3 protein-coding genes and 1 pseudogene are annotated in these 14810 nt (G+C 39.2%); all 4 read right to left on the reverse strand.

The window, feature by feature from the left end:
• Nucleotides 1-7085, reverse strand: a pseudogene (locus ACFINF_RS07990) (hypothetical protein); the annotation flags it as partial.
• A gap of 814 nt (nt 7086-7899) precedes the next feature.
• Nucleotides 7900-13554, reverse strand: coding sequence for a Vomp family autotransporter (locus tag ACFINF_RS07995; RefSeq protein WP_375620417.1), 5655 nt, complete (start codon nt 13552-13554; stop codon nt 7900-7902).
• Between the two features lie 417 nt (nt 13555-13971).
• On the reverse strand, nt 13972-14121 hold the full coding sequence (locus ACFINF_RS08000; RefSeq protein ID WP_375620419.1) for a hypothetical protein: 150 nt from the start codon (nt 14119-14121) through the stop codon (nt 13972-13974).
• A gap of 258 nt (nt 14122-14379) precedes the next feature.
• Nucleotides 14380-14810: YadA-like family protein (locus ACFINF_RS08005; RefSeq protein WP_375620418.1), on the reverse strand; the 431-nt coding region annotated here is incomplete at its 5' end.

Raw genomic sequence — 14810 nt, forward strand, 5'->3', positions numbered from 1 at the left:
TTATCGGCAATAGTGATTGTATTACCACCTTTTTCACCACCAATCTTGATTATTTGCTTCTCGTCATCCCACTTAACAAGACTATCACCTTTTACATTGGTAATATCATTTTTAATATTCGTGAGAGAACTGCTAACACCAGCCAATGCATCTGCTACATTGGTATAGTTTTTATCCTCACCTTCACTGCCATCTGCATTGACAGTTTTAACCTTGAAAGCAGGAGCTACCCATTCTCCATTCTCATACTTAGCTCCACCGCCAAAATATGTAGCAACCTTATCGCCTAATGAATGAAGCTGAGAGCCATTCACCGCATCCGTTGAGCTTTCAGAAATATCTCCATTTGCAAGAGATGTAATCTTGCTGCTATTTTTATTCTCTCCATGTTTCGCAACAAAAGCTTCTTCCTCCTTGCTCCATAATAAAGAATCTTGCGCTACACTTTGGGTTACATCCTTAATACGCTCATTCACATTCTTGATATTTGTATCAAGACCTTCAAAAGCACTTCCAACATTATCATAGCTAGTTTTTTCTGCTGCACCATCTTCAGAAATCTTAGATAATTTATAGGTAGGGCCTGTGAAAGTACCATTAAATGCTGCTCCTCCTCCAAAATACGTCACAACTTTATCACCCATTGAATAAAGTTGTGAACCATTTACGGCATCCGTTGAGTCTACGGAGAGATTACCTGCCTCTACACCAGAAATTTTCCTATTAGCATTGTCTTTATTCAAAACACTGATTTCAGTACCACCGGTTCCCTTACCAATATTGATAACACCTGCTGACTTACCAAGGCGAATGCCTCTATCACCAATTCTGAACAGACTTACCCCCTCTTCTTGCGTAACAAGAATACTGTTCTTTACATCAATAATTTCCTGATTAAGGTTCGTAAAAGAAGTATTCACACCAGCAAAAGCACTGGCAACATTATTATACCCCTTTTCTTCACCAACAGTACCATCGGCACTAAATTGCGCAATCTTGAAATTAGGAGCAGTCCACTTACCTTCTTTGTATCCAGCACCACCACCCAAATAATTAGAGAATGCACTACTCACCAAATAAAGTTGGGAACCATTCACCGCTTCTTTTGACCCTACTGAAAATTCACCATCCTCAAGATACTTAATTTTGCTATTTTTTCTTTCCGCTTTCTCTCCGTGCTTTGCAACAAAGGCCTGTGCATCCTTGTCCCATAACAAAGAATCCTGAGAAACACCCTGAGAAACATCTTTAATACGTTGATTCACATTCTTGATATTTGTATCAATCCCCTCAAAAGCTGTACCAACATCTTTATAAGATTTTTGTTCTATCTTACCATCTGTATCAACATGAGACAATTTATAGGTTGGTCCATCAAACGAACCGCTGCCAAATGCGGCACCTCCACCTAAAAACTTGGCAACATCCTCACCGATTGTGTTAACCTGTCCACCCGTGATTGCATCATGTGAACCCTTGGCAATCTTACCATCGGCAACATTATGAAGACCTACAGCTGCAGAATCTTTCCCTTTACCAAAAGTCACGCTCGCATAATCAATAGCATTATTGTCATCACCTTTTTTATCATAATGAACAACAGCTGAATCATCAGACTGAAGACTGTTCGAAAGATCTTTTAAGCCTTTATCAAGCTGACCCTTATTAACGGCATCATTGTTATCTTTTGCATCCTCTACGCCAGAAATCACTCGATTTACACCGTTTTTGTTTGCAACATTGATTACAGTACCGTTTGTTTCTTTACCAATAGTAATAGAATCAGTGTCTTTATCCTGCTTAACAAGGCTATCGCCTACGACTTTGCTAATCTCCTTGTTAATCTCGTTATGAATGTTCGTGAAAGAACTACCAACACCCTCAAAGGCTTCCGCTACAGTCTCATAGCTGTTTTCTTCAACATCACTACCATCATCCTTGACAGTCTTAACTTTGAAACTTGGAGCTGTCCATGCGCCATTCTCATACTTAGCGCCACCACCAAAATACGTAGCAACCTTATCACCCAATGAATAAAGCTGATTACCCGCTACTGCATCCGTTGAGGTTGCAGAAATGTCTCCAGCCTTCACGCCAGTAAGTATCCGTGTCATACCGTCACGGTTTGTGAGAGTGATTTTATTACCGCCTCTTTCATTACCAATCGTAATCAAACCCAATTGATCTTGCTTAACCAGACTGTCTCCAACCACTTTGTTAATTTGATTGTTCACCTCATTATGAACATCTTTAATAGAATTGCTTACACCAGCAAAGGCGGCTGCTACATCGCTATAAGATTCCTCAGTCTCTTCACCTTCTGCATTAAATTTCTTAACTGTAAAAGTAGGAGCGGTCCATGCGCCATTCTCATAGCCAGCGCCACCACCGAAATACGATGCAACACTACTACCTAGAGTATAAAGCTGATTGCCCGCTACTGCATCCGTTGAGTTTTCATTAATTGCTCCATTTGCAAGAGATGTAATCTTGCTGCTATTTTTATTCTCTCCATGCGTCGCTACAAAGGCCCTATCAGACTCGCTCCACAACAAGGCATCACCTTGAACAGTAGCAATTTCTTTTTTTATTTCATTTGTAATATTCGTGAATGAAGTACCTACACCTTCAAAGGCAGAGGCAACATCACTATAGCTTTTGTCTTCAATTTCAGCACCATCAGCCTTGACAGTTTTAACCTTGAAAGCAGGAGCTACCCATTCTCCATTCTCATACTTAGCGCCACCACCAAAATAGGTAGCAACCTTATTACCTAGTGAATGAAGCTGGGAACCATTGATTGCATCGGTTGAATCTTCTGCAATTTTACCTATGCCGACATTATGCAAAGAAACAGTGCCCTCACTCGGATTTCCAAAAGTCACACTCTTCTTATTCGCTTTACGCGCTGATCTGGTAAGGGCACTGACCGCTTCTGAAGCTTCTTCTGTATCGTAGAAAACCGCTACAGAACGAACTTCCTCAATATCCTTAGAAAGCTTGTCCACATTTTCATCAAGCTGTGCTTTGTTAACGGCTTCGTCGCTCTGTTCTGCTGCCTTTACGCCAGAAAGTGTTCGACCCTTGCTATCCTTATCGGCAATAGTGATTGTATTACCACCTTTTTCACCACCAATCTTGATTATTTGCTTCTCGTCATCCCACTTAACGAGACTATCACCTTTTACATTGGTAATTTCATTTTTTACATTGGTGATTTCTTTGGTAATCTCATTTTTTACATTCGTGAATGAATCACCAACACCTTCAAAAGCAGATGCAACATCATGATAGGTCGCATCAGAGACACTGCCATCATTCTTGAACGATTTAACCTTGAAAGTAGGAGCGGTCCATGTGCCATTCTCATATCCAGCACCACCGCCAAAATAACTACCAACCATTTTACTCATAGAATAGAGCTGCGCTCCATTAATGGCATCCGTTGAGCTTGAAGTAATGTCTCCATTTTGGAGAGACGTAATCTTGCTGCTATCTTTATTCTCTCCGTGCTGCGCTACAAAAGCATTAGCAGTTTCACTCCAGTTCAATGAATCACTTTTTGCATCCGCAATCTCTTTGGTGATTTCATTCTTAATCTTCGTGATAGAATTATTCACATTCGTGAAAGAACTACCAACACCTGCAAAAGCAGAGGCAACATCATTATAGCTTTTGTCTTCTGTTTTGCCATCTTCTGTGACGCTCTTAACTGTGAATGTAGGAGCAGTCCATGTGCCATTCTCATAGCTAGCAGTCCCACCTAAAGACTTCGCGACCCCAGCACCCAAGTCATGAAGCTGATTACCCGTCACAGCATCTGTTGAACCTTTGGAAACATCTCCATCTAGAAGAAACGTAATCTTGCTATTATCTTGCGTTGCTATAGCTCTACCGTGTTCTTCTTTGCTCTTTTCATGACGTGCTACAAATGCCTGTGCATCATCATTCCATAATAAGGAATCGTGCGCAACATTTTCAGATACTTCCTTAATACGCTCATTCACATTCTTGATATTTGTATCAAGACCAGCAAAAGCACTTCCAACATTGGTAAAAGCAATCGGCGTACTTACACCATCTGTAGTAATACTGGATAAATTATAGATCGGTCCTTTAAAAGTACCGTTCTCAAATGATGCATTACCACCTAAAAACTTGGCAACTTCCTGAGAGATTGTATTAATCTGACCACCAGTGATTGCATCACGTGAACCCTTGGAAATACTACCATCGGCTACATTATGGAGACCTACGGGGTCTTTGTCTTTACCTCCAAAAGTCACACTCTTATAATTAATCGTGTTATTGTCATCACCTGTTTTGTCATAATGAACAACAGCTGAATCTTCAGACTGAAGACTGTTGGAAAGATCTTTTAATCCTTTCTCAAGCTGACCTTTGTTAACCGCTTCATTATCCTTTGTAGCGGCCTTCACACCAGAAAGTATCCTATCCCCTTTGTCCTTATTGGCAATATTGATTTCTGCGCCTTCTGCTGCTGCACCAATAGTGAGAAGATGCGTTGTTTTATCTTGCTGAACAAAGCTTTCGCTTTCCACTTTGTTAATCACATTGTTAACCTGCTCAGTCAATTTATTCTGAACATTCGTGAGAGAAGTACCAACTCCAGTCAAAGCACTCGCTACATCATCATAAACCTTATCTTCAGAAACACCGTCATCCTTAACGGATTTAACTATGAATTTAGGAGCGGTCCATGCGCCTTCGGCATAGCCAGCACCACCACCAAAATAGGTAGCGACATTCTGGTTTGTCTCAAAAAGTTGGGAACCATTTACGGCATCATGAGAATCCTTGGTGATCTTACCATCGGCTACATTATGCAAAGCAACAGGGCCTTCCTTTGGATCTCCAAAAGTCACACTCTTCTTATTCACTTTACGTGCAGATCTGGTAAATGCACTGACTTCTTCGGTATCTGCTTCCTCATCATAAAGAACTGCCACAGAGCGCACATCTTCAATTTTGTCAGAAAGATCGGTCACATCTTGATCAAGTTGCGCTTTGTTAACGGCATCAGTACCATCAGTACCTTTTGCCAATCCTGTTATCTTTTTACTGCCAGCACCAATACCATCGGTCGTTATTTTCGGACCATCAGTAATTTCTAAGCCTGTTTCATCTAATTTTGTCTTTCCTTTTAATGTTAAGCTATGAAGTGATATATCATTAGCCAAACCAAATATTAGCTTGTTTTCATCGTCCTTATCTCTCTTAACCTTGAAGTTATCCCCTCCCGATGAAAAATTTATTGTGCTATTCGCACCAACATCTTTAGCTGCTCCCTTTTCAATAGATAGCTTCCAGCTGCCCCCTCCTTTTTGTGCTAGTGCTTTTACCGCTTCCAGCTGTGAAAAATTAACCGCATCAGTATCTGCACTACCATTTGATACTCCTGTAATTTTTTTATTTCCAGCACCAATACCAGCAGTGGTTATTTTCGGACCATTAGCAATTACTAAGCCCGTTGCATCGAAGGTATTTGTACCTGCCTTTAAGCTCGTTAATGTAACATCTTTGGCAAGATCGAATTTTACTTTATTATCATCCTTGCCTTTTGTAATCTGAAGATTGCCACTTCCAGCAGATAAATCGACTGTATTTTTTATGCCAACAGCTTTAGCATTTGCACCACCAACAGAAAGATTCCAACCTTGATCTACGTACATTTGTAAGGACTTAAGCTGCGCAACATTAGCGGCATCAAACAGTGCAGTACCAGCTGCTACTCCGGTAATTTGGCGGGTTTTTCCTTGACTAACATTACCAACACTCACAGCACCGAGCGTACTTTTCCATGCAAATCCTTTATCAGTTGCCGCTCCTTTAAGCAAAGGGCTAAAACCAACAATACCAGCAGCTATATCGGCAAAAGAATTGCTCCCTAGAGCAATACTATCAACAGCAACACTTATAGAATTTCTGCCTATAGCAATACTTGCAGCCGCTCCCGCCGCAGCCTCAAAGCCTATAGCAATACTTTTTTCTTGCACCGCTTTTGCTGTTGCACCAAGAGCAACAGAACCAGTCTCTACCGCCATTGCAAAAGCTCCAATAGAGAGCGACTTGTCGGCGTTAGCTTGAGTAAAATAACCCAAAGCCACTGACTGTTCACCCGACGCCTGAGCAGCAGTTCCCATATCTTTACTGATGCCAGAACCAATGGCAACAGCACCTTTTTCGCTAGCCAAAGCGAATTCACCTATAGCAATACTCTCATCCCCTTTAGCCCCAGCCCATGGACCTACAACAATAACATTCTTGCCGTTTTTCTTCGTTTGATAACCAACAACATAAGAATGGTCTCCACTGTCTACTCTCTGATCGACTGGGAGCACATTTGCTACAGCTCTTGGCATCCCCCTCATCATTAATTGTGTTGCATGATTATCTAATGGCGTTATTTGTTCATTTACAGGCGCAAATAATCCTTCAAATTCAGATCCTTCATTCCTATTATTCGCTTGTAAACCTTCAGCCCTTGTAGGCACATTAATATTCATTACACCAGTGCTCAATGGTGCTATTATTGGCTCATTTACAGGCGCAAATAATCTTCCAAATTCAGACCCTTCATTCATATTATTCGCTTGTAAACCCTCAGCGCTATCAACCACAAATGTCTGTGGACTGACGAGAGATTTTTTATATTGCCCCCCTGCATCTAGGGTTCTTGCCAATACATTTTTGCTATCCGCCGTCAAAACATTCACGACAGAACTATAATCATTCACACCCAAAAGGGTTTTGGTTAAAAAATTTGCATAGTCATCAGCAGCATTAATCTTTTCTAATCCGGCTTTATTAAGTGCTGTTAAATAATTATCTTTTGAAATAGAAGAAGCATTCAAACCAGCAACAGAGATAATACTTTGCGGATAAGAGACACCAGCACTTTTTACACCTTCGAGCAATGTGTTTCTAAAATCAGAATTTGCTGAAAAAACAGGTGTAACATTCGATAAAAATGTAGCCGCTGTAGCCAACGAAAGAACTTTAACAAAAGAAAAACGAGAACGTTTTAATTCACTCGCTGCTTGTGGGGCATATAATTTTTTCATAACAAACTCTCCAATGAAAAAACTTAAAAACACCTCCAAAACATAAAAAAGACACATTTTAGCATTATTGATCTCTTTGGAATTAAGAATAAGGGATCATCGCTTAGGGTGTGAACGTTTTGAGTCTTTGATCCTGTTTTGTTTGCGCTTCCTAGTGTTGGGACCTAAATTTTTGTTTTTTGGTTATGTTTTGTGGACATAAAAATAACATATTTAGAGTCTAAGGGTTTTAATGTGTTATTATTTTACTAAATAAAAAAGAGGTTTTGCATATTTAATATTACTTTTTACTTGGTAGTTATGACTATAAAATGCTTAAAAAAGTTTTAGTATGTTTTTTCCTAATTATAGATTTTAGTTTTATTAGAAAACATCAAGTAAAGTAAAAAGAGATTGTAATATGTTCGAAATCTAGCTTGGCTCGTATAATCGGCTTTTTAGTTAGGTTTTCTCTTTTTAAAGTATCATGCAATAATATATGCGTGGTCTTGTGATGTATCTTTTATCTTTACGCACTACTTATCCCCCTTTGAAAATTATTTTATCAAAATGAGTCTTACTAATATACATTTCCGTATCACTATAGGCTGTTCAAGAAAATAGCAACATAAAAATATGACTTTTTAGCAATATGGATTCTACTGTGATCTTTTTTCAACAAAAATATAGAAAAATCTTCTATAAAACCTCAAAGTTTATCGCGTTATCAAATATTATGCTTATCTCTAGATAAATACTGTGCGTCTGTAAAAAAAAATTCACCCTCATTGCAATAAATGAGGGTGAATATTTTGTTCAGTTTTCGTTGTTCGTATTATTTTATTTTCAGAGTGATTGCACCACCTATTCCCCAATGACCACCAGCACTCGTTGCAGAGAGATTAGAGCGGATTTTTCCGTTTTCAGATGTATAACCAGCACCAAGAGCAAATGCAGATTGTCCACGCCACGCACCGCTACCAAATGAAACACTCAAAGATCCTGGTTCGTCGAAGTAACGTAAATTGGACACTGCCAAACCAATGGCTGCTGCTTGCCTTGCCTCTTTGCGTACGCTCTTAATGTCATAACTTAAAATATTAAACTTCATATCGGTATATTGCTGAGACCGATCAACAGCATCATCAATGGCATTAATAACGATATTATTCACCCGTTGGTCTGTATACTTTTTAGCATCATCGAGAACAATCTTCATCTTCTGCTCAGTATAATTATGCAGTTGCCCACCATTAACAGCTTCTTTCGAGCCTTTCTCAATATGGCCATCCGCAACATTATCAATCATAACAGGTTCACTTTCATTCCCACCTTTTAGAGTGATCTTGTTGATCTTTTTGCCATCAGCATCTTTATCATAGTTAACTGCACCATCAGAAAGATTATTAACCGTGTTTTCAATATTATCAACTCTGTTTTCAATATTGATAACTGTATCACCAATATCTCCAATCGTATTTGAAATATTATCAACCCTGTTTTCGATATGCTTAATATCTTTTTCAACACCTGTGATACGCTCATTGGTCTGCCAAAGCTGTCCACCGTTGATTGCCTCTTTCGAATCTTTTGCAATTCTACCATTTTCTACATTGATAATTTTACTTGGTTGACCATCATGGCTAGCGTCATAGGCTCCTTTCTGCTCATTCCAATTTAAACCATTAGATGAGACATTGTTTTCAACATTTTGAATGCGGTCGTTTATCTTGGATATACTCTCACTCACACCGTCAAAAGCATTGGCAACGTCATGATATGTCTTCTTCTCACCAGAACTACCGTCGTTCTTAAATTGTGCTACGTTGAAAGTAGGGGCACTCCACTTTCCATTCTTATAGCCAGCGCCACCACCAAAATACGCAGCAAGCTGATTACTCATCAAATAAAGTTGTGAACCATTTAGAGCTTCCGTTGAGTTAGCAGAAATATCTCCATTAGCAAGAAACTTAATTTTGCTATTGGCCTTTCCCTCTCCATGCTGTGCTACAAATGCCTGTTCATCACCATTCCACAACAAGGCGTCCCCTTTGACTTCTTTTGAAATATCATTGATTTGTTGTGTAAAATTATTTGCTACATTCGTCAAATGCGTATTCACACTCTTTACATTTGCATCAAGACCACTCAAAGCTGAGCCAACGTCATAGTAGTTAGCTTTTGCTACCTGACCATCCTCAACAATAACAGATAAACTATATTTGGGTCCTTTAAAGGCACCATTTTCGAATGAGGCATCACTACCAAAGTAGTTTGCTATATCTTGGGAGATTTTATTAATTTGGTTCCCATTTATCGCATCATGCGATCCTTGCACAATTATGCCATCTTTAACATTATGGAGAGCAACGGGTCCTTGACTCTTATTGCCGCCCAAAGACACACTGTTATAATTGACAGTGCCATCTGCATTTTTATCGTAGAGAACTGCAAAAGCACTTCCCTCTTTAATGTTATTAATACTGTTACTAATATCTGCTATACGGCCATCCAGTTGTTCTTTATTAACAGCTTCATCATTATTAACTGCTGCCTTCACACCGGAAATTGTACGAGCACTACCCGATTTGTTCGCAACATTGATTTTAGTCCCACCTGTTGCTTTACCAACAGTGATAGTACCTTCGTTTTCCTCCTGCTTAACAAGGCTATTTTTTGTCGCATTCGTAATCTGATTTTGTATATTCGTGATAGAATTATCAACAGTACTAAAAGCAGATCCAAAATCATTATGTGCTTTGCCCTGAATAGTGTAAGTGGGAGCCTTACCGTTAGATACGTCTGCACCACCACCAAAATACTTTGATATATTTTTAGCAATTGTTGTCAGATTATTTGTAACAGTGTTAACATTCTGATTAGTCGCAAAGAGCTGCGAACCATTTACTGCATCCGTTGAATCTTCAGTAATATCTCCATTGGCAAGAAATTTAATTTTGCTGTTTTCTTTGTTTTCTCCATGCTGTGCTACAAATGCCTGCTCATCATTACTCCACAACAAGGCATCCCCTTTAACTTCTTGTGAAATATTATTGATTTGTTGTGTGAAATTATTTGTCACATTTGTTAAATGATCATTCACATTCTTTACATTTGCATCAAGCCCACTCAAAGCTGAGCCAACATCAGTAAAGGTTTTCTGTTCTTCAGAACCATCAGCAGAAACAGTAGATAAATTATACTGAGGTCCTTTAAAGGCACTATTCTCGAATGAGGCACCACCACCAAAGTAATTCGCAATATCTCCAGAGATTTTATTAATTTGGCCGCCATTGATCGCATCATGCGATCCTTCGGAAATTGTGCCATCTTTAACATTAAGGAGAGCAACGGGACCTTGGTTATCCGCTCCACCTAAAGTCACACTCTTATAATTAACGGTACCGTTTTCTTTATCGTAGAGAACGGCAGCAGCAGTTGTGAGATTAATATCCTTAGAAATCTTCTCTATGCTTTTATCAAGCTGGGCTTTGTTAACAGCTTCATTGTTCGCAACAGCTGCCTTCACTCCAGAAATGATCCGATCTTCACCTGATTTGTTCGCAACATTGATTTCAGTACCACCTGTTGCCTTACCAATGGTGATAAGACCTTCAGAACCTCCCTCTTGTTTAACAAGGCTATTTTTCGTCACATTGGCAATCTGATTAGAAATATTTGTAATAGAATTATTCACGCCTTCAAAAGCATTAGCAACATTGTTATAAGGCTGCTTAGAAGAAGTGCCATCAGCCTTAAATTCGGTAACCTGAAAACTAGGGGGTCTCCACTCACCAGATTCATCATATCCAGCGCCACCACCAAAATAAGTAGCAACGTCATTCATTGCATGGATTAAATGCTGATTAACATGCCTGATATTCGTATCAAGTCCACCCAAAGCTGAACCAACATCATTATATTCCTGCTGTTTTACCTGGCCATTTTTATCAATAGTAGTTAAATTATATCTCGGTTTTCTAAAGACCCCATTTTCGAACGAGGCATTGCCACCAAAATAAGTAGCAATTTCGCTGCCCATAGAATGAATTTGGGAACCATTTATAGCATCGGTTGAATCATGAGAAATATCCCCATCCTTAAGAAAGGTGATTTTGCTCTCTGCCTTCTGTCCGTTTGGTCCGTGAAGTGCAACAAAGGCTTGTTCATTATTATTCCATAATAAAGAATCTTTAGAAACACCATCAATTTTCTGAGTAAACTCATTGGTGACATGTGTTAAGCGGCTATTCACAGCCTTGACATTTGCATCAAGCCCTGTCAAAGCTGAATCAACATCTTCGAAGATCTTCTGCTCTACCGTACCATCGGTACCAACATGAGATAAATTATATCTTGGTCCTAAAAAAACACCATCTTGAAAGACAGTACCACCACCAAATAATTTCGCTACATTTTTGGATATCTTATTAATCTGGCTACCATTAATTGCATCATGCGAATCTTTAGCAATTTCTCCATCTTTAACATTATGGAGAGCAACTGGCCCTTTGCCCTTATCACCACCCAAAGTCACACTATTATAATTAATGATGCCATCTGCATTTTTATCGTAGAGAACTGCAAAGCTATTTGCTTCTTTAATGACCTTAATGCTGTCCGTGATATCTGCAATTTCACCATCGAGTTGTTTTTTATTAACAGCTTCATCATCCTTAACTGCTGCTTTCACACCAGAAATTGTACGAGCATCACCTGATTTGTTTGCAATGTTAATCTCTGTGCCTTCTATTTCCTTACCAATGGTGATACGATTTGTCTCTTCTTCTCGCTTAACAAGGCTATTGCTTTTTATGGTGTCAACAACATCTGCAATCTGACCATCGAGCTGTTCTTTATTAACAGCATCATTATTGTTTACAGCCGCCTTCACACCAGAAATTGTACGATCATCACCTGATTGGTTTGCAACATTGATTTCAGAACCATCCGTTGCCATACCAATGGTGATACGACCTTCTTCTCCATCATCTTGCTTGACAAGACTACTTCCTGCTATTTGATTTTTTATCTCTTGTAGCTGCGCAAAATTCACTGCATCATTAGGATCTTCCCCAGCTGCCACTCCTGTAATCCGTTTATTGCCAGCATCAATACCATCCACAGTTATTCTAGCCCCACCAGCAAACAGAAAGCCATCACTACTCATAGAGGCGTTCCCTGCAGTGACACTTGCCACTGTAATATTCTTAGCTAGATCAAATGTTACATTATTGTTTTCCGTACCTTTTGTGATCTTAAGGTTGTCACTTGCAGCCGACAAATCTACAGTATCTTTTATACCAACGGCTTTAGCATTTTCACCTCCAACAGACAAATTCCAACCTTTGTCGACGTAAATTTCTAACGCTTTTAGCTGTGCAACATTAACGGCATCATAAAATTCAGTACCAGCTGCCACTCCTACAATCTGGCGCGTTTTTTTTGTGTTAACATCACCAACACTCACTGCAGCTAGCGTACTTTTCCATGCAAAGTTGTCAGAAGTTGCAGAACCTTTAGCTAAAGAACTATAACCAAGTTTACCAGCAGCAACATCAGCTACAGACTCGCTCCCAATCGCAACACCTGAATCTACATTCACTTTTGAATAAGCACCAAAAGCTACAGATTTCACACTGTCCGCCTTAGCACGATGTCCAATAGCAATTGATTCTTCGCCCGTCGCTATTGTACGTCCCTCAGGGGGGGTCGGGTTATCACCCCATCTACCTTCACCACCTATTGCGATACTTTTTTTACCTACAGCGTACGCCAAATGACCTACAGCAACAGTAACGCTATTATCCACCTGCGCACCATAACCAACAGCAACCGAATCTGAGGCGTTTACTATTATCTTGGCACCAAGAGCAGTAATATCACTCCTTGCATGGAGTTTTTCGAGCTTTGTTATATCATTACCAAATATGACATTAGTACCCTCTACGTCACGTTGCAGTCCGGTACCGCGCTGCATTCTAGCCATAGAGTCATTGCGCAAAGGATTCAATGCATCAATAATCGCTGTATTCTCACCACTCTGTGAACTGATGATCAATTTTTTATATTGCCCGCCTGTATCTAATGTTCTTTCCAATGAGTTTTTGCCATCTGTCCTCAAAACATTCACAATAGGATCATCATTACTTATACCAGAAAGGGTTTTGGTTAAAAAATTTGCATAGTCATCAGAAGCGTCAACTTTTGGCACCATTGCCACATTCAATGCTGTTAAATAATTTTCCTTATCACCATCATAGTAATCATACGCAGAGATAATGCTTTGCGGATAAACCACGGCAGCATTCTTCACATTTTCAAGAGATGCTTTTGTTAAATCGAGATTTGCTGAAAAAACAGGAGAAGCATTCGATAAAAACAATGCCACCGCAGTTCCTAACGAAGCCACTTTAAACAATGATGATCGATGATGTGAACGAGAAAAACTCAAATCACACAGATTTTGTGTAGTATATAATTTTTTCATAATACCCCCTTCATAATAATAGATTAACAACACAAAAAAAGTATGCTCTAGAACTCTAAAGCTTTCTTATTTCCTTTGCGTGTTCCTGCTTTTACAGCGTGTTTTAGGACATAAATAAAATTAAGACATAAGCTGTTGTTTCTACAGCGCCTTTAGAGGGTAGTTAGAGGCAAGTTCGTGAAAGTCAATTTAAGGAAGTTAAAAAAATACTTAATATTAGAATTAATTTCGTTTTCTATCAAAGGTTGTACATTTTTAGCTTTGATGTATTTGAAATTGGTATAATTTTGTGCCTATTGATCATTCTTTTAGGCGACTGTTTATTTTCCGTGGGTAGTTTTTTTTAAGCTTTTTACTAAAATGCCCCTGCTTTTATGAGGCAAGGGCAAAGAGCATATTAAAAAAGTTTTTTGCTTATCAGTTCAGTATTAAATTAAGCCCAACACCTACACCCCAATGACCACCAAAACTCGTTGCGGAGAGATTGGAGCGAATCTTTCCATATTCTGACATATAACCGGCTCCGATAACAAAGACGGATGCACTACACCAATGCATCCGTACCAAATGAAATGCTTAAAGACCAAGGGTATCTTCATAACTTAAATTCGATACTGCTAAATCAACAGAAGCCGTCTGTCTTACTTCTTTCTGAACTGTCTTAATATCATATCTTAATGCTTCAAATATTCTAACTCATGTTAATTGCTGCTTATGTTCACCGTAACGGTATCTCATGCGCGCGCCTACTATACTCTCCCATCTCTCATTAAGACCAATAAAAACAAAATGTTAATAAAGTTAATGGTTAGAATTTGTTTATTGTCAATTCAGTGTTACCCTAAACCCTGCGCCTATCCCAAAATGATCTCCAGCACTCGTTGCAGATATGTTAGAGCGAACTCTTCCACTTTCAGACATATAACCAGCGCCAATAGCAAATGCGGATTGACTGCGCCATAAACCACCACCAAATGATAGACTGATTTTTCCAGGAGTATCATCATAACTTAAATTAGACACTGCTAAACCAATCGCTGCTGCTTGTCTTGCTTCCTTGCGAACATCCTCAACAGCATAATTTAACATCTCAAACTTCATATCCGTATACGAATTAGCCTCACTAACTCCATCTTTTACAAGATGAGAAACTTGCTCATCCGTATACTTATTGGCATTTTCAAGAACCGTCTTCATCTGCTGTTCTGTGTAATCATGTAACTGACCTCCATTAACAGCTTCTTTCGAATCCTTTT

The organism is Bartonella sp. TS25HLJMH, from assembly GCF_042193505.1.
In the GTDB taxonomy this organism is placed as follows: Bacteria; Pseudomonadota; Alphaproteobacteria; order Rhizobiales; family Rhizobiaceae; genus Bartonella; species Bartonella grahamii.

What these genes read in the sequence shown, in the direction of transcription:
- ACFINF_RS07995 (WP_375620417.1), bottom strand. Translation starts at nt 13,554, where the DNA reads ATGAAAAAATTATATACTACACAAAATCTGTGTGATTTGAGTTTTTCT.